Raw genomic sequence first — 15818 nt, 5'->3', positions numbered from 1 at the left:
TGGAGACACAAGCCCGATGCCCGTATCCCGCCGCGCCTTCATCGCCGCCGCCCTCGCGCCCGTTGCGATCCGGGCGGCCGGGGCGGAGCCCGCCCTGATCCGGCGGCCGATCCCCTCCTCCGGCGAGATGCTGCCCGCCATCGGCATCGGAACGTCCCGCCGGTACGAGGTCGAGCCGGTCGCGGAACAGGTGAAGCCCCTGCGCGAGGCGGTGGAGACCTTCCTGCGCCTGGGCGGCTCGGTGATCGACACCGCCCCGAGCTATGGCACCGCCGAGGACGTCCTGGGAATGATCCTCTCCGACGGGGACCTGCGCCGGAAGGTCTTCCTGGCGACCAAGGTCGACACACGCGGCCGTGACGAGACCCGGGCCGAGTTCGCGCGTTCCCTGAAGCGCCTGAGGACGGACACGATCGATCTGGCGGCCGTCCACAACCTCATCGACGCGAAGGACAACCTCGCCGTCCTGCGCGACCTGAAGGGGGAAAAGAAAATCCGCTACGTCGGCGTGACGGTCTGGAAGGACAACCAGTTCGAGGGCCTCGAGCCGGTGATGCGTAGCGAGTCCATGGACTTCGTGCAGGTGAACTACACCATCGACAACCGGGGTGCCGCAGAGCGCATCCTGCCGCTGGCCGCGGAGAAGGGCATCGCCGTCATGGTCAACGTGCCGTTCGGGCGCGATCGGTTGTTCAAGGCCGTGCACGGCAAGGAGCTTCCTCCGGTGGCGAAGGAGATCGGCTGCGCGAGCTGGCCGCAGTTCTTCCTGAAATACGTCCTCGGGAACAGGGCCGTGACCTGTCCGATCCCCGGAATGGCCAAGGCCGCCTACGTCGAGGACAACCTCGGCGCCGCCCACGATCCGCTGCCCGATCCCGGCCAGCGCAAGCAGATGGAAGCCTTTATCGATGCGCTCTGACTTCCTTTCGCGCCGCGCGGCGCTCGCCCTCGGGGCCGCCCTGGCCCTCGCCGCCTCCCCCGTGCTTGCCCAGGATATGCCGGCCAAGATCAAGATCGGCATCATCGGTGGCGGCAATATCGGCGGCACGATCGGCGGTTTGTGGGTGAAGGACGGCCACGAGGTGATGTTCGCCTCCCGCCACCCTGAGAAACTCAAGCCGCTGGTGGACGAACTCGGCTCCAAGGCGAAGGCCGGCACGCCGGAGGAGGCGATCAAGTTCGGCGACGCGGTGTTCCTGGCGGTGCCCTACAAGTCCTATCCCGAGCTGTCGAAGGAGGTCGCACCCCTGCTGAAGGGCAAGGTCGTTCTCGATGCCGGCAACGCCACCGAGCGGCGCGACGGTGACCTCTACGCCGAGGCGCAGAAGAACGGCATCGGCGAGACGTCGGCGAAGTACTTCCCCGGCGCGAAGCTGGTTCGTGCCTTCAACGCGGCGAACTACAAGGTCTTCGCGAAGGAAGGGGCCAACGGCGGAAAGGACCGCACCGGCGGACGCATGGCGATCCCGATCGCCGGAGACGACCCGGAGGCGCTGAAGGTGGCCGAGGGGCTGGTGCGCGACGCCGGTTTCGAGCCCGTCGTGGTCGGGGGACTTAAGGATGCCGACAAGTTCGCCATGGGCACTCCGGGCTTCGGGCACGATGTGACGGCGCCGGAACTGAAGGAAAAGCTCGGGCTGACGCAGTGACGGCCCGCCGCCGGGCGGCGCCGACCTGAACCGTCTTTGCGAGCGAAGCGAAGCAATCCAGGGACACGCGACATCCTGAGCCGTCCCGCTGCCCTGGGTCGCTTCGCTGCGCTCGCGATGACGGCGTGGGTGTCGCGGGACGAGGCATCCTTCCGGAATCGAAGTACCAAAGATGCTTGATGCAACTCCCGCCCGCGGACCCTTCGCCCGGCTCATCGACATCCGGCCGGGGGAAGGGCCGGCGCTGGCGTGGTCGTGGGCGTATATCTTCTCGATTCTTGCCGCCTACTACGTGCTGCGTCCGATCCGCGACCAGATGGGCGTGGCAGGGGGTATCGAGAACCTGCCCTGGCTGTTCACCGCCACCCTCGTCGGGATGCTGACGCTCAACGTGCCCTTCGCGTGGCTTGTGAAGCGGATGCCCCGGGCACGGTTCGTACCGCTGACCTACCGCTTCTTCGCCCTGAACATCATCGGCTTCGCCGCCGCCCTCTACCTCGCTCCGCCGGATTGGGACGTGTGGATCGGCCGGGTGTTCTTCATCTGGTTGTCGATCTTCAACCTGTTCGTGGTTTCGATCTTCTGGGCGACCATCGTCGATGTCTTCTCGAACGAGCAGGGCCGGCGCCTGTTCGGCTTCATCGCGGCGGGGGCGACGCTGGGCGCCATCGCCGGCTCGGCCACCACGGCCGGGCTCGCCAAGAACGTCCCGACCTGGGGGCTGATGCTCTGCGCCGTGGTGCTGCTGGAGGCGGCGGTCTTCTCCATGCGCGGCCTCGCCCGGTTGGCGCAGCAGCTCCACGAGGTGCCGGGTGGCGGCAACGAGGGTACGACCCGGGACACCGCCATCGGCGGCAGCATCTGGTCGGGCATCACGCGAACCCTCGCCTCACCCTACCTCTTGAACATCGCCCTGTTCCTGCTGCTGTTCTCCATCACCTCGACCTTCCTCTATTTCGAGCAGGCGGGCATCGCGAAGCGCAGCTTCCCCGACCGGCAGTCGCAGACGGCGTTCTTTGCGAGCGTCGACCTTGCGGTGAACGTGCTGACCCTGGGGGTGCAGCTGTTCCTGACGGGGCGGATCGTGGCACGGCTCGGGGTGGCGGCAACGCTCGCCCTGTTGCCCGCCTTCAGCGTCCTCGGCTTTGCGGCCCTGGCCGTCGCGCCGACCATCGGCGTCATCGTAGCCTTCCAGGTCCTGCGCCGGGCGGGGAACTTCGCCATCGCCCGGCCGATTCGGGAGGTGCTGTTCACGGTGGTCCCAAGGGAGGACCGCTACAAGGCCAAGAGCTTCATCGATACGGTGGTCTACCGACTTGGGGACCAGGCCGGGGCATGGTCTTTCACCGGTCTCGGCGCGGTCGGCCTCGGGGTGGCGGGGGTTTCCGGCGTCGCGGTGCCGCTCTCGATGCTGTGGTTCGTCAACAGCCTCTGGCTCGGCCGGGCCCAGGAAAAGCGGCGGGCAGACCACTAGAGCCGTTTCGGCAATCCAGCGGTTTCGGCAATCCTTGGATCGCGTGCTTTCCATCATTGCGAGCGGAGCGAAGCAATTCAGGGGCACACCATAGTCTGGGATGGCCTATACCCCAGGATTGCTTCACGCCGTTCGCAATAACGAGGGTGTCATTTCTCGGCAAAGCTTGTCCTGATTTGAGGGATCCCCACAGGGAGTGCCCTCAAATGAGTTTGACTTAAAGCACACGGAACTCTGTCCTTACAGATCCGTGCTTACAGAGAAGTTTGACCCTGTTCGCGAACGGCCTCTCACGTCCGCTCAGCTTTGGGTTTCCGCGTTCTCGACCGACTGCGGCTTCCTCGATGGCTCGGAGGATAACAGATTGCCCTCTTCTCACCGTCAGGCGGGCACAGTTTTCCGGATTGAGGCGGCTGCACCACAGCCTGGTTCGGGAAAACAGTCTGCGCAGAACATTCCGCAGCAGATCCGACAACCCGCCTTGGCGCAAGCTAACATGAGAATTTGCCTCGATTTCTGTTACTCCCGGAGGGGCGGTCTCATTTAAGTTTATCTCGATTTGTAGGGAACGTGGTCCGCCTGCTCCCTAGACCCGACATGCCCAGGCGCGGATGCCTGGTCCAACCCTTGGAAACAGAGGCCGGCATCAAACCCGATGCCGGCTCGATCATAGGGCCGATGGGTCCAGACCGCACCCTTAGCGTGATCTGCGGACCGGGCCATGCCCTTCGAGTTTCCGTACTTTCTTTTCGGAATGGCCGCGAGGATACCACCGGCCCCCAACGCCGGGGTGGGCATCCGGTCGAGCGCCCAGATCGGTCAGGCCCGCGAAGGCGCCCTGGCGGTCGGCTCGGCTGGCTTCGCCGATACAGTCGCTGCGGTCCTCACGTGGTCGGATCGGCCGCTCCACGATGATCTGGACGGCGGCCCGGCACGCACGAGGAAGCCGCCTCGGGACGAGGCGAGCCGGACGGCTAGGACAGCCGAGGCAGACTATCAGGAAAGCGTGTCCCGATTTGCGGCCCTGCCAATGGTACGAACTCAAGAGAGCTTGTCCCGATTGTCAGGGAAGCCTGTCCTCACGCCCGGGATGTGCTTGAACCCGGTGGCCTCCGCAGAGGGGCGCCCGTGACCGCGCGCCCCTCTGCGGACATGATGATCCCCGTGTCGGGCTTGAGCCAGGACCGCTGGCCGGGACGAAACCTTTTCGATTTCGCGGCCTGATCGGGCATCCACTCCCCGGAATTGCCGCGCGCAGGAATGCTCTCCGCTTTCGGCGGGCAGGGCGCCACCCACGTCGGACGCGGTCTGCGGAGAGCGGGGAGCGTTTGCGAGGCGGTCGTCGAGCTCCCTGCCCTCTTCCCTCGTCGAGGTCACGAAATCGGGGACCGCGGGTCGAAACACCGGTCCGGGGCGGGCACAGTCCCGACGCCGTCGGTAATCAAGGCCGTTTCAGCTCGCCGCGCTCAGGTCCCTTGCCCTCCTGAGCACGCCGACCATGGCTGGTGCGATGTCCGTCGAGCGAGTGACCGAGGCACCCCCGCCGGGAACAAGATCCAGGTCGTGGCGGCGACCGAGCGCCGTGGGCTCGCTCATGAGGCGCCGGCACAGCAATTCCGCCAACGACGGATCCTCGACGGCACAGACGATCTGCCGCCCCGACCGCTGCAGGGCCGACAGGACCTCGACCAAGTGCAAGGCCCGGAAATCATCGATGTGCTGGACCGGATCGTCGAGCATGAGCGTCCGCCAATTGCACCAAGGCCGGGACAGGTGAACGGAGAGGAGGAAGGCCAGCCCGGCCGCGCGCCTCTGCCCGCTGCTGAACACGAATTGCGGGTTCAAGCCGTTGCCGACCCGCAGGCTCAGGAAACGCCTGACGTCGCCGCGTATGCCGTAATCGATGGACCGCCACTCGGAATGCGGGCGAAGCCGCTGGTACAGCTCGTTCAGCAGCGGGCTGATAACCGCCAGGCGCTCGTCGATGATCTCGGCATTCGTCCTGCGGACCGTACGGTCCAGCGTCCGGGTGGTCCTCACCGCAGCGTGGGCGCGCGCGAGCCGGTCGCTCGCGTCGTCGGCCTCTGCCCGGAGCGCTTCGAGGCGCGCTTCGAGCTCCGTTACGCGTTCCACCGCCTGCGAAGCTTCCAAGGTGAGGATGCTTCGTTCCAGGTCGATCAACCGACTCCGTTCGGCCTGCACCACCTCCTCCAGGGCCTCTGGGTCGTAGGCCAGCCCTCCATCCAGGGAACGTCGCACGAGCTCGGCCGAAAGCGCCTCTTCCCGGGCTTCCAGTTCGGCTTGGGCGGACGCGAGCCGATGGACGACCGTCTCGGCCTGCTTCAGGATCTCGCCGGCATCCTCGACCCGGGTTCGGGCCGCCGCGACCTCGCCGCGCGCCTCCGGCACTGCCGACCGCCGGGCGGCGAGGCGCTCGCGCGCGGATGCGAGCCCCTTCTCGAACTCGGGGGCGCCCTGCGGCGCGCGGCATAGCGGGCAGCGGTCGTCATGCAGGCCGATCCGGCTGCCGTGATCGACCAGGATCGCGAGCGACGCGGCGAGGCCGTCGCTTTCCTGTTCCCGGTCCAGGCGCGCCTCGGCGGCCTGCAGCTGGCGGCGGGCTTCCTGGACCGCGATCTCGGCTTCGGCCACCGCCGCCGCGTCACGGCCTGCGCTGTCGCCGTGTCGCGCGACCGTGTCGCGCAATGCGGCCACCGCGCGAGCCTCGTCGGCGACCCATCCCATCTCGCCGAGGTTCGACCGGCGCCTGGCCAGCGCCTTCCGGGCTGCCGCGACCCGAGCTCCCAGGTCGGGGCCGGCCCCGGGCGTTAGCTCGTCCAGGGTGGTAAGGACGGCCGCGACGTCCCCGGCCTGCAGGGCGACGTCCCGGATCTGCTCCAGGTCGGTCAGCGCCGCAGTCAGACGTGCGCGCGCCTCCTCATAGGACTGCGCGGCGGCATTGTGCACGGCCTCGGCGGAGGACAGGGCCTCGCGAGCCTTGGCGGCGTAATCCGGACCCTCGATGGCGCCCAGCGCCGCGCGCACGAACTCGAACCGTTGCGTTTCCGTCAGGTCGAGGCTGAGCGCAGCGATCCATTCGTCGCGAATGATGGATGTCCTGCAGACCTGCTGGAGCGCCCGCTCGGGCTTCGCGCCCGGAACGCAGAGCATCGCCTCGATGCGTGCCGCGTCCCGGTCGGCGCCGGTCTCGCGCGAGCGCGTCACCGCGAAGCCGCTCCCGTCATCGGCGCGGAATCCCACGGTGACGAAGTGCGCCTCCGGGTGGCCTTCGCCGCGCCACCAGACGTAGTCGTCGAGGCTTTCCTTCGCCGCCTTGTCGACGAGGTACTTGTCGATTTGGCCGGTGAGGGCGAATTCGACCGCGTCGCACAGCGTGCTCTTCCCGACGCCGTTGCGTCCGCAGATCACGGTGAAGCCAGTGCCGAAATCGACCCGTTGGCGCTCCAGGAAGCCCCGGAAGCCGCACAGTTCGAGGTAGTCGAGCCTCATGGCGCATCCACCAGGATGCGCGCCACCTCGGAAGCGCTCGCCGCGCCCAGGAACGCGGCCACCGCGTCGTCCGGAAGGTCGCTCAACCGCGCCCGCAGACGGGCCCGGTAATCGGCCCCGCCGATTACGGGTGCGCTGAGGACCGGCAGGAGGGGCAACAACGTCCTTCGCAAGTCGGCCACCGTGCGCAAGTCGCCCCGCGCGATCTTGCGGGTCATGGAGAAATCCTCCTCGATCCGCTCGATCCGCCGCGCGAGGGCCGGTTCGGAGCCGCAAGCCAGGAACAAGGCGTAAACGTTCCAGGCCTTCGTGCCTGCAGAGCGCAACGAGGCCGCATGCCGGCCGAGCGTGGTCTGCTGGATTTGCTGCCAATCGGCGAGCAGGCTCTCGCCGCTCGCGAAGACGTGCAGGAAACCGACGACCGTTGCGTTCTCGAAGCAGACGACCGGCACGCTGCCGCCCGGCCAGGTCCACGTCTCATAACCTGCCGACCGAAGGAGCACCTCGGACTGGGTCGCTATGTCCATCACACGTCGAGCTCCCTGCGGGCGGCAGAAAGGTCGAGCCATGCCGCGGAGGCGCTCGGCCGGATTATGTCGCCCGGTCGCCCTTCCCGAACGACGTTCAACGGCAGGCCGACGTCGGTGGCTCCGGCGCAGACCACGATATCGGCGACCTCGAACGGCGTCTCCCTGAACCGGTCCTGCACCGTCTGGAGCAGCATGCCCGAACCGTTCACGACCCTGATCCGGCGGCCCGCGAGATCATAGCCGACGGGGGTCTGGCTGGCACCGGCACGCCTCAGCAACAGGTGCGCGTAGCCCAGGACCTCGGACGGCCCCGGGTTCCGCAAGGTCGCCGCGGCGGTGGCCGGCACGCCCTCGGCGTCCCGTCGAAGGTCGTAGAGTTCCTCGCTGCCCAGGTCGGGCGGATCGAGCCAGCCCGCCTCGCACTCCGCCCCGAGCTCGCTCTCCAACGCGGCGCGCCCGGCGTGCAGGACCTTGCGTAGGTACGCCTGGGAAAACGCCCTCCGGAGTTCGTCCAGGACTTCGGCCCCCGAACGCTGGACATGCGTGAACCGGACGTTCTCCGAATTGGCCAGGGTCCAGAGTTCGGGCGCCTTGGCCTGCAGGACGTCCTCGGGCGCCAGGTCGACCAGCGTCACCGACAGCGGCGCGACGCCCGTCAGCGCCTCGGCGAGAACGGTGTTGAGATAGGACCAATCCGACCAGAAGCCGACCACGAGCAGGTCGCTCTCGCGGAGGTGGTGGGCCATCCACGTCTTCGTCTTCTCGATGCGCGCGGCGATCACCCGGTCCTCGGTGAGCTGCGAGGCCGTCCAGACCGTGGCTCGCCGCTCGCGGACGGAGCAGCCATGAAACTTGAGCAGGGGCGCGTGCTTGCGGGCCTGGACCTTTGCCTCGTCGCCGTCGAGGGAGGCGAGGAGATCGAACCCGTATTCCTGCGCGCGGCGCTCGATCAGGGTGTCGTAATTCGCCGACACGACACCGGCGGCCAAGCGCGTGATCAGGAAGTCCGCCACCGCGGCGTGCCCGACGTTGGGCGGCCGGACGAAATCCTCCCAGGGCACGAGAGCGTCGATGAAGACCGACCCGAGCATGTCCTCCTTGGCGAAGATCTCCGCCAGGGACTCCAGGTCGCCGCGCAGTTCCTGCGGGCACGCCGGATCGATGCTCATGACATAGCGGTCGTAGCACCTGGCGGCCACGGTCCAGGCCGACGGCAGGGAACTCGGCGGCGCCATCGACAGGCCGGCGCCGCAGAGGAGGACGAGGCGCCCGGCTTCCATGGAGGCGAGCAATCGCGCACGAACCGCCGCGTCCAAACCGCCCCCCTTCGTCCGCCGGATCTTCGCCAAGGCGATAGACCGGAGGCACGCCTAAGGTAAAGCAAGGTGATCCGGCTTCCCCTTGCCCACTCCTAGGGTTCACCGGTGCGTCGCACCCTGGAAGTCTCGCCGGCATAGGTGCGCGTGGCCGCCGGCGCGATGGGAAGGTTCGAGGCGTCTCATCCCGGGCCAGCATACGATCACGTACTGGTGCATCATGCCTGACCTGGAGGCCCGCCAGACCAACGTCGGGAAGACCCGGCTGCGGTTTCCTTACGGCAGCGTGAGTTGCACCGCGTGCGGAGCTTTGGCGGGTAGGCCGTACAACTCGCCCATCCGAGCGACGAACTCGGTCTGACCTCCGTAGCTGGGGTGCCGGACCCGCTCGGCCGCCATACCCAAGTCCGCCAACGCCGCCTCGGCATCCCTCCCGATGGCGACCAGGACCCGGGGCCGCAATTCCGACACCAGCCATTCGAGGAGGTGGCGGGACGCCTGCCGTTCCCGACGGGTGTGGCAGCGATTGGACAGCGGGTCGCCCGACGCGTGCGGATGGAGCGGGAAGACGTTCCAGAGGAAGATCGGACGTCGCAGGTCCCGGAGAACCTGCCAGATCACCGTCGCCGTGCGCTCGGTCATCGCGGGGCCGCGGGTTGCCCGCGCCAGCGGCAATTGACCGTAGAGGCCGGCATGGGCGGAGAGGTGGGCCTCGTCCGTGAGCGCCAGGCCCGTGCGCCGCCCGCCACGGTACCCGAGGTCGCGCGCGATCCAGATCGAGTCGACGCCTCCGGCGAGGGCCGCCTCCAGCACGAGGCGCAGGTTCTCACGCCGGACCTGGGGCGCACCGACGCCGTCGTGGTCCGGGCAGGCCTCGGCGTAGGGGTTGAAGGTGTCGCTGAAGCGAAGCGCCGCGAGGGCCTCGATGAAGGCGCCAGGTGTCATGTCGGCAGGTCCTCGACCAGCATCTTCCGCCCGACCAGATCGAGCCGAAGGCGCCCGCGGCGTTTCTCCCGCAAGAAACGAAACGCTTCGTTACCGGCGAGGATGGCCTCTTCCCAAAGCCAGAGCGGGCAGGCCTCGACCTCGTAGCCGCGCACGAATTGCCTCACCGATTTCAGGAAGGCGAAGCCCAGGTCGCCCGGGCGCTGTCCTTCGAAGAAGCCGAGCTGCTTCGCCTCACCGAAGACGAACGTCGCCACGCCCTCCTCGATCAGGATCGCGCGCGCTCCGTCCTGCCCCTCGTCGACGCGGGCCTCGCTTTTCCTCTTCAGGCGGAACAGCGCGCGCGTCACCGGCGACCAGCCGAGGACGGCGGCGTAGGCATAGTGGAAGGCGTCGTGGAACCGGTAATCGTCCGGCTTCATGATGTTGTCGGTCAGGCGGTCGCCGATGAAGATGCCGTTGCATCGCTGCACGACGTACCGCCTGTCGTTCCCGCCGGTGCGCTCGAAGATGTCGATGGTCAACGCGCGGGGCAGGCGTTCCTCGTCCGGGAACGCCTCGTCGAACAGCGGCGGGGCGACGCGCGTCGCCGGCCAACGGTCCTCGGCCTTCGCGAGGTTGCGCATGGCGGCCTGCTCCAGGGTGACGCCGGCCTCGTTCGCGGCCGAGACGAGAAGGCCGAACACTGCGGAGAGACGCTCCAGGAGGTCCGGGCTTCCCGCGAGGTCGCCCCGCGCCCCCAGCGCGGCCAGCCGGCCGACGGCCCCGGCCAGCTGTAGCAGGGTGTGCTCGAAGGCGACGGTCGGGACGTGCAAAGGCAAGGCACGCTGTGGCTGCACGTCCGCGAAGGTCGGCTCGGGTCCCCCGGCGAGGTCCCGGCCGGCGAGATCCCCCAAGCGCAGCCCGGCGTGATCGGCGATCACCGCCAGGTACCAGAGCGCGTCGCCCATCTCCTCGACGACGCTCGCCTCGTAGCCGAGATAGGACCGCGCGTCGCGCTGCTTCTTCTTGGTCTCGCTCAGCAGGCTGCCCGTCTCGCCGAAGAGGCCGAGCACGGCCAGGTCGAGGCCGGTGCCCTTCCCTCGCGTCCGGTCCGTCCGGATCGCCGCGGCTTGATAACCGTTCAGGCTAAGCGGCGCCGTATCCATGTCCCCTCCCCGCTCCGGGTTGGCATATCCTCAGGTTGCCATCGTCGGACCTTTCCGGCGCTCAGTCCAGGGTTGCCTGTATCCACACACGCGGCGGACGCACCCTTGCCATACCGACCGCGGCTGACCACCTAAGCTTTACTGAGCCAGGCTCCCGGGCGGAATGCGCGACGGAAGGACCTGGGCACCGGGGAGAAGCCGCACATGCCGAAGGTTTGCGTGCTCGGTCCTGTCGACGACGAGGAACGCACGGCCCTGCTCAAGCTCTTGGCCGAGGCGGGCTGCGAGGTCGTGGACGAGGAGGTCGCCGTTGTCGAGCCCGACGAAGAGGAGGACGACGAAGGGGAAGACGGCGAGCACGTCGAGGATCCCGTTGCACCGGAAGACGACGAGCCCGTACCCGCAAATGACGAGGCGCCGGCCGGTCACGCCGAGACGCCGGACGAGGACTTGGGGGTGATCGTGCTGTCTCCCGATTGCCTCGCGGACGAGGAGCTGGGGCGCGTGATGCAGCGGGCCGCCGCCCAGGGTCGTCGCGTGATCGGGATCTGGCCTCCTGGAACCCAGGACGAAACGCTGCCGCGCGCGTTCGAGGATTACGGCGGGGATACCGTTCCCTGGGATGCGGGCAGCCTGCGCGGCGCCCTACCGCGGAGGAACGCGAAGCCCGAGTGGTTGAAGCCCGACGCCCAGCCGCGGGCGGAGCGCCAGACCAAGCGGAACAAGTGCTGAGGCCGGCGTGCGCGTCCACTCCTACGTGATCGACCACGACCTCGGGTTCGCGCCCAATCCGTTCCACCGGGTGTGCACGCTGAGCGCGTGCAAACCGCTGATCCGGCAGCACGCGAGCGTCGGGGACTTCGTGGTCGGGACCGGCTCGATCCCGAACGGGATCAAGGACCGTGTCGTCTACTGGATGCGGGTCGACGAGATCCTCACCTTCGACCGGTACTGGGACGACGCTCGGTTCGGCGCCAAGCGACCCGTGATGTCCGGCAGCCGCATGCAGATCTACGGCGACAACATCTATCGCCGCTCGGCCGACGGCACCTTCGTCCAGGCCGATTCCTTCCATAGCGAGCCGGGGGGCGTCACCAGCCTGCCGAACCTGGTGCGCGACACCGGTCGGACGGACAGGGTGCTTCTCGGGCGCGAATACGCCTACTGGGGCGGGTCGGGCCCGCTGGTCCCCCAGGAACTGCGCGATCTCGTGCACAGCACGCAGGGCCATCGAAACCAGTTCACGCCCGAGCGGGTGAGCGCCTTCGTGACATGGCTCCGCGGCATGCCAGGCCGCGGCTTGCTGGGTCGGCCGGCGAACTGGCCAGCCTGAGAGCCGAGCGCCCCGGCGGCCCCACCGCCGGCGAGGACGGCCGGCGAACCCGGCCACGAGGCCATGGGCGTGACTCGCGGCGAGGTGGCCTCACCCCGGTCCTTCTGCGACATCGACGCCGCGCGCCGGCTGCCCCCGACGGGCGGCTGGGAAGGCGCGGCGCCTGCCGGAATGAGCCTGGCTCAGAAGCCTCTACCGCCGAGTTGTCCCGTGCGATGCCCAGGGGCTTTCGAGTAGGGGCGACGGACGGCGACCTTTCATCCAAGCCGGTCGGAAGCCCGGGCGGACAGCCGCTCGTGGCCCCCGATCTGGCCTCGATCCGTCGAGCCACGGTGGCGGCACGCGATCAGAGACAGGGCGTTCCCAAAGGCGAAGAATGACGGCGGCACGCATCGGGTTACGCCGTCCCGCCGCTTGGGCGCCGTCTCATTCGGTCCGGGCAGCCTCGGTGATGCCGATCCATCCGCGCGGCTGCGCAGGACACGCTCTCATGAAAGCTTGTCCCGTTTTCGGCTCCGCGACAGCGCCGCTCTCAACACAGCTTGTCCCGATTTGCCCGGGACCTTGTCCCGCCGTGATGCGGTCGCCCAGATCCGACCGCTCACGAGGTCGTCCGGCTAAGGTGTTGGTGGGTCGGTCCACGACACGACATGGCCTCGTGGAGCGGACCGGAAGGACGTCTTGGCCTTGCCGAACCGGACGTAAAGCGCCGGAAGAACAAGCAGCGTCAGGACGGTCGCGCTGGCCAAGCCGCCGATGACGACGGTCGCCAGCGGCCGCTGCACCTCCGCACCCGTGCCCGTCGCCAGGGCCATCGGTACGAAGCCCAGGGCGGCGACCAAGGCCGTCATCGCCACCGGTCGCAGCCGGGTCAGGGCGCCCTCGCGGACAGCATCCGGAATCGCCGTTCCCTCCTCCACGAGCGCGCGGATGTGGTTGAGCAGCACCAAGCCGTTCAGAACCGCGACGCCCGAGAGCGCGATGAACCCGACCGCCGCCGAGACCGAGAAGGGCATGTCGCGCAGCCACAGGGCCGCCACGCCGCCGGTCAGGGCCATCGGCACGGCGCTGAACACGATCAGCGCGTCACGCCCGGACCCGAGCGCCCCGAGGAGCAGGATGAAGATCAGCGCGAAGCAGGCCGGCACGACCACCGCCAGGCGCTGGCGAGCGGCCGTCAGGTTCTCGAACTGCCCTCCCCACTTCACCTCGTAACCGGGCGGCAGCCGCACCTCGGCGGCGATGCGCGCCTGCGCATCGGCCACCAGCGAGCCGATGTCGCGCCCGCGCACATTCGCGGTGACTACGACGCGGCGGCGTCCGTTCTCGCGGCTCACCTGGTTCGGCCCCTCGCCGAAGGCGAACGAGGCGAGCTGCCGCAGCGGCACGCTCGTCCCGCCGGCCGGCCCGGGAGCGGCCGGGCCCCCGGTGCCCGCCCGTGCGGGCGCGGCCTGCGAGGGCGGTAGCGGCACCGGCAGGTTCCTCAGCGCCTCGACATCGCCCCGGACGTCGTCGGCCAACCGGACCACGATGGCGAAGCGACGGTCGCCCTCGAACACGAGCCCGGCGTCCTTTCCGCCGACCGCCGTGCCGATGACGTCCTGCACGTCCGCCATGCTCAAGCCGCGCCGGGCGATCTCGCGCCGGTCGACCTTGATCTCCAGGAACGGCAGCCCGACCGCCTCCTCGACCTTCACGTCGGCGGCGCCCTCCAGGCCGCGCAGGATGCCGGCGATCTTGCGGGCGCCGTCGACCATCGGGCCGAACTCCTCGCCGAACACCTTCACCGCGAGGTCGTCGCGAACGCCCGCGATCAGCTCGTTGAAGCGCATCTGGATGGGCTGCGAGAACCCGAGGAGCGTGCCCGGGATCAGCTTCGCCTCGGCGTCCATGCGGGCGATCAACGATTCCTTCGCCTCGGACGGGTCCGGCCACTCCGCTTGGGGCCTCAGGATCAGGTAGGTGTCACAGGCGTTCGGCGGCATCGGGTCGGCGGCGATGTCGGGCGTGCCGCAGCGCGAGTAGACGAAGGCCACCTCCGGGAACTTGCTCATGGCGTCCTCGACGCCGAGCTGCATGGCCTGCGACTGCGTGATGGCCGTCGAGGGGATGCGCCGCGCCTCCATGACGATGTTCTTCTCGTCGAGCGTCGGGGTGAACTCCTGGCCGAGCCGCGTCGCCAGGGCCCCGGCCAGCCCGAGGACGACCACCGCGCCGCCTATGAAAGCCAAGGGCGTCCGAATCGCCCCGCCCATCACCGGTCGATAGGCCGCCTTCAGTCCTCGGATCAGCAGGTTGTCGCCCTCGCCGACCCGCCCGGTGATGAAGGTCGCGACCATCGCCGGGACGAAGGTCAGGGACAGCACGAAGGCCGCCACGAGCGCGATCAGCACCGTCAGCGCCATGGGTGCGAAGGTCTTGCCCTCCACGCCGGTGAAGGTCAGCAGCGGCACGTAGACCAGGATGATGATGGCCTGCCCGTAGACGCTCGGCTTGATCATCTCCTCGGCCGAGACGCGGACGGTCTCCAGCCGCTCGTCCAGGCTCAGCTTCCGTCCCAGCGCGTGCTGCCGCTCCGCCAGGTGCCGCAGGCTGTTCTCGGCGATGATGACCGCGCCGTCGACGATGAGCCCGAAGTCGAGCGCGCCGAGGCTCATCAGGTTGGCGCTGATGCGGCCCGCCAGCATGCCGGTGGCCGTCAGCATCATGGCGATCGGGATGACCAGGGCCGTGATGATCGCCGCGCGGATGTTGCCGAGCGCCAGGAACAGCACCGCGACGACCAGCAGCGCGCCCTCGGCCAGGTTCCTGGACACCGTCCGGACCGTGGCGTCGACGAGGTCGGTCCGGCTCAGCAGCGTCCGAGCCTGGATGCCTGGCGGGAGAAGCTTGTTGATCTCCTTGATCTTGGCGTCCGCGGCCGCCGAGACGGTTCGGCTGTTCTCGCCGATGAGCATGAGGGCGGTGCCCAGCACGACCTCGCGGCCGTTCTCGCTGGCCGAGCCGGTCCGGAGCTCGCGGCCGATCCCGACCTCGGCGACGTCCCTCACCAGGATCGGTATCCCGGCCCGGGTCGCCACGACGACGTCGCGGATCTGGTCGACGTTCTCGATCAGCCCTCTGGCCCGGACGACATAGCCCTCGCCGTTGCGCTCGACGTAGTTGGCGCCCCGGGTCACGTTGTTGGCTCCGATGGCCCGGGTCAGGTCGGCGAAGCCCAGGCCGTAGCCGACGAGCTTCATCGGGTCCGGCTTGACCTGGTACTCCTTGACGAAGCCGCCGATGGCGTCGGCGCCGGCCACGCCCGGCACGCTCTTCATCTGTGGCCGGATGATCCAATCCTGGACCGTGCGCAGGTAGACCGTGCGCTCGAAGTCGGACCTCAGCCGCTCGCCCTCGGGCGTCAGGTAGCTGCCGTCCGACTGCCAGCCCGGCAGGCCATCGCGGACCGGGGCGCCGTCGCCGGCGGCCTGGTACTCGACCGCCCACCAGTAGATCTCGCCGAGGCCGGTCGAGATCGGCCCGAGCCTGACCTCGACCCCGGGTGGCAGGGTGTTGCGCACCTCGCCCAGGCGCTCGTTCACCTGTTGCCTGGCGAAGTAGACGTCGACCTTGTCGCTGAACACGGCCGTGAGCTGGGCGAAGCCGTTGCGCGAGAAGGAGCGCAAGCTCTCCAGGCCCGGCGTGCCGGCGAGCGCCCGCTCGACCAGGACCGTGACCTGCTTCTCGATCTCGACCGGCGTCAGCGCCGGCGCTATGGCGTTGACCTGGACCTGGTTGTTGGTGACATCCGGCACCGCGTCGATGGGCAGCCGCGCGAGCGACCAGGCCCCGAAGGCGGTGGCGATGAGCGTCACCAGGATGACCGCGTAGCGGTTGGCGACGGAGAAGGCGAGGATCGGGCGGATCACGG

Annotated in this window: 11 protein-coding genes; 5 read left to right on the top strand and 6 right to left on the bottom strand. The window is 68.7% G+C overall.

Translation table 11 applies throughout. The features are described 5' to 3' along the window. Nucleotides 1–16: 16 nt before the first annotated feature. The 3 genes from MFF22_RS07290 to MFF22_RS07280 all read left to right on the top strand — a co-directional run bounded on the left by MFF22_RS07290 (nucleotide 17) and on the right by MFF22_RS07280 (nucleotide 3123). Nucleotides 17–919 carry an aldo/keto reductase gene (locus MFF22_RS07290; protein ID WP_238248301.1) on the top strand — a complete coding sequence of 301 codons (903 nt, stop codon included), beginning with the start codon at nucleotides 17–19 and terminating at the stop codon, nucleotides 917–919. Next, the gene (locus MFF22_RS07285; protein WP_238248300.1) at nucleotides 909–1649 is read left to right on the top strand and encodes an NADPH-dependent F420 reductase; all 741 of its coding nucleotides are present in this window, start codon (nucleotides 909–911) and stop codon (nucleotides 1647–1649) included. The genes MFF22_RS07290 and MFF22_RS07285 overlap by 11 nt, the downstream gene beginning before the upstream one ends. A 172-nt stretch (nucleotides 1650–1821) precedes the next feature. After that, the gene (locus tag MFF22_RS07280; protein WP_238248299.1) at nucleotides 1822–3123 is read left to right on the top strand and encodes an NTP/NDP exchange transporter; all 1302 of its coding nucleotides are present in this window, start codon (nucleotides 1822–1824) and stop codon (nucleotides 3121–3123) included. A gap of 1452 nt (nucleotides 3124–4575) precedes the next feature. Here MFF22_RS07280 and MFF22_RS07275 read toward each other — a convergent pair. From MFF22_RS07275 to MFF22_RS07255, 5 genes are all read right to left on the bottom strand, one after another. Then, complete coding sequence (locus MFF22_RS07275; protein WP_122160795.1) at nucleotides 4576–6633, bottom strand: AAA family ATPase; 2058 nt, start codon at nucleotides 6631–6633, stop codon at nucleotides 4576–4578. Further along, nucleotides 6630–7160: a hypothetical protein gene (locus tag MFF22_RS07270; protein WP_122160796.1), complete on the bottom strand. Its 531-nt coding sequence runs from the start codon at nucleotides 7158–7160 to the stop codon at nucleotides 6630–6632. The genes MFF22_RS07275 and MFF22_RS07270 overlap by 4 nt, the downstream gene beginning before the upstream one ends. After that, nucleotides 7160–8512 (bottom strand): SIR2 family protein, encoded by a 1353-nt coding sequence (locus tag MFF22_RS07265; protein WP_238248298.1) that lies wholly within the window; start codon nucleotides 8510–8512, stop codon nucleotides 7160–7162. The genes MFF22_RS07270 and MFF22_RS07265 overlap by 1 nt, the downstream gene beginning before the upstream one ends. A gap of 243 nt (nucleotides 8513–8755) precedes the next feature. Next, complete coding sequence (locus tag MFF22_RS07260) at nucleotides 8756–9424, bottom strand: uracil-DNA glycosylase (protein WP_050735148.1); 669 nt, start codon at nucleotides 9422–9424, stop codon at nucleotides 8756–8758. Then, on the bottom strand, nucleotides 9421–10572 hold the full coding sequence (locus tag MFF22_RS07255; protein ID WP_122160798.1) for a nucleoside triphosphate pyrophosphohydrolase family protein: 1152 nt from the start codon (nucleotides 10570–10572) through the stop codon (nucleotides 9421–9423). The genes MFF22_RS07260 and MFF22_RS07255 overlap by 4 nt, the downstream gene beginning before the upstream one ends. 204 nt (nucleotides 10573–10776) lie before the next feature. Between MFF22_RS07255 and MFF22_RS07250 the strand changes: the two genes are divergently transcribed. Together MFF22_RS07250 and MFF22_RS07245 are read left to right on the top strand one after the other, a co-directional pair. Next, entirely contained in the window at nucleotides 10777–11304 is a 528-nt protein-coding gene (locus tag MFF22_RS07250; RefSeq protein ID WP_122160799.1) for a hypothetical protein, read from the top strand. A 7-nt stretch (nucleotides 11305–11311) separates the two neighbouring features. Next, the gene (locus tag MFF22_RS07245; protein WP_122160800.1) at nucleotides 11312–11905 is read left to right on the top strand and encodes an Nmad2 family putative nucleotide modification protein; all 594 of its coding nucleotides are present in this window, start codon (nucleotides 11312–11314) and stop codon (nucleotides 11903–11905) included. Nucleotides 11906–12522: 617 nt separating this feature from the next. Here MFF22_RS07245 and MFF22_RS07240 read toward each other — a convergent pair. After that, the gene (locus tag MFF22_RS07240; RefSeq protein WP_122160801.1) at nucleotides 12523–15816 is read right to left on the bottom strand and encodes an efflux RND transporter permease subunit; all 3294 of its coding nucleotides are present in this window, start codon (nucleotides 15814–15816) and stop codon (nucleotides 12523–12525) included. Nucleotides 15817–15818 lie beyond the last annotated feature (2 nt).

This window comes from Methylobacterium persicinum (genome assembly GCF_022179525.1).
Lineage (GTDB): Bacteria > Pseudomonadota > Alphaproteobacteria > Rhizobiales > Beijerinckiaceae > Methylobacterium > Methylobacterium persicinum.
This window is presented reverse-complemented; position numbering and strand designations above follow the sequence as displayed.

Bases quoted from the DNA above. Each gene is read 5' to 3' on its own strand.
- MFF22_RS07290 (WP_238248301.1), top strand. From the start codon at position 17: ATGCCCGTATCCCGCCGCGCCTTCATCGCCGCCGCCCTCGCGCCCGTT.
- MFF22_RS07285 (WP_238248300.1), top strand. From the start codon at position 909: ATGCGCTCTGACTTCCTTTCGCGCCGCGCGGCGCTCGCCCTCGGGGCC.
- MFF22_RS07280 (WP_238248299.1), top strand. From the start codon at position 1,822: ATGCTTGATGCAACTCCCGCCCGCGGACCCTTCGCCCGGCTCATCGAC.
- MFF22_RS07275 (WP_122160795.1), bottom strand. From the start codon at position 6,633: ATGAGGCTCGACTACCTCGAACTGTGCGGCTTCCGGGGCTTCCTGGAG.
- MFF22_RS07270 (WP_122160796.1), bottom strand. From the start codon at position 7,160: ATGGACATAGCGACCCAGTCCGAGGTGCTCCTTCGGTCGGCAGGTTAT.
- MFF22_RS07260 (WP_050735148.1), bottom strand. From the start codon at position 9,424: ATGACACCTGGCGCCTTCATCGAGGCCCTCGCGGCGCTTCGCTTCAGC.
- MFF22_RS07255 (WP_122160798.1), bottom strand. From the start codon at position 10,572: ATGGATACGGCGCCGCTTAGCCTGAACGGTTATCAAGCCGCGGCGATC.
- MFF22_RS07250 (WP_122160799.1), top strand. From the start codon at position 10,777: ATGCCGAAGGTTTGCGTGCTCGGTCCTGTCGACGACGAGGAACGCACG.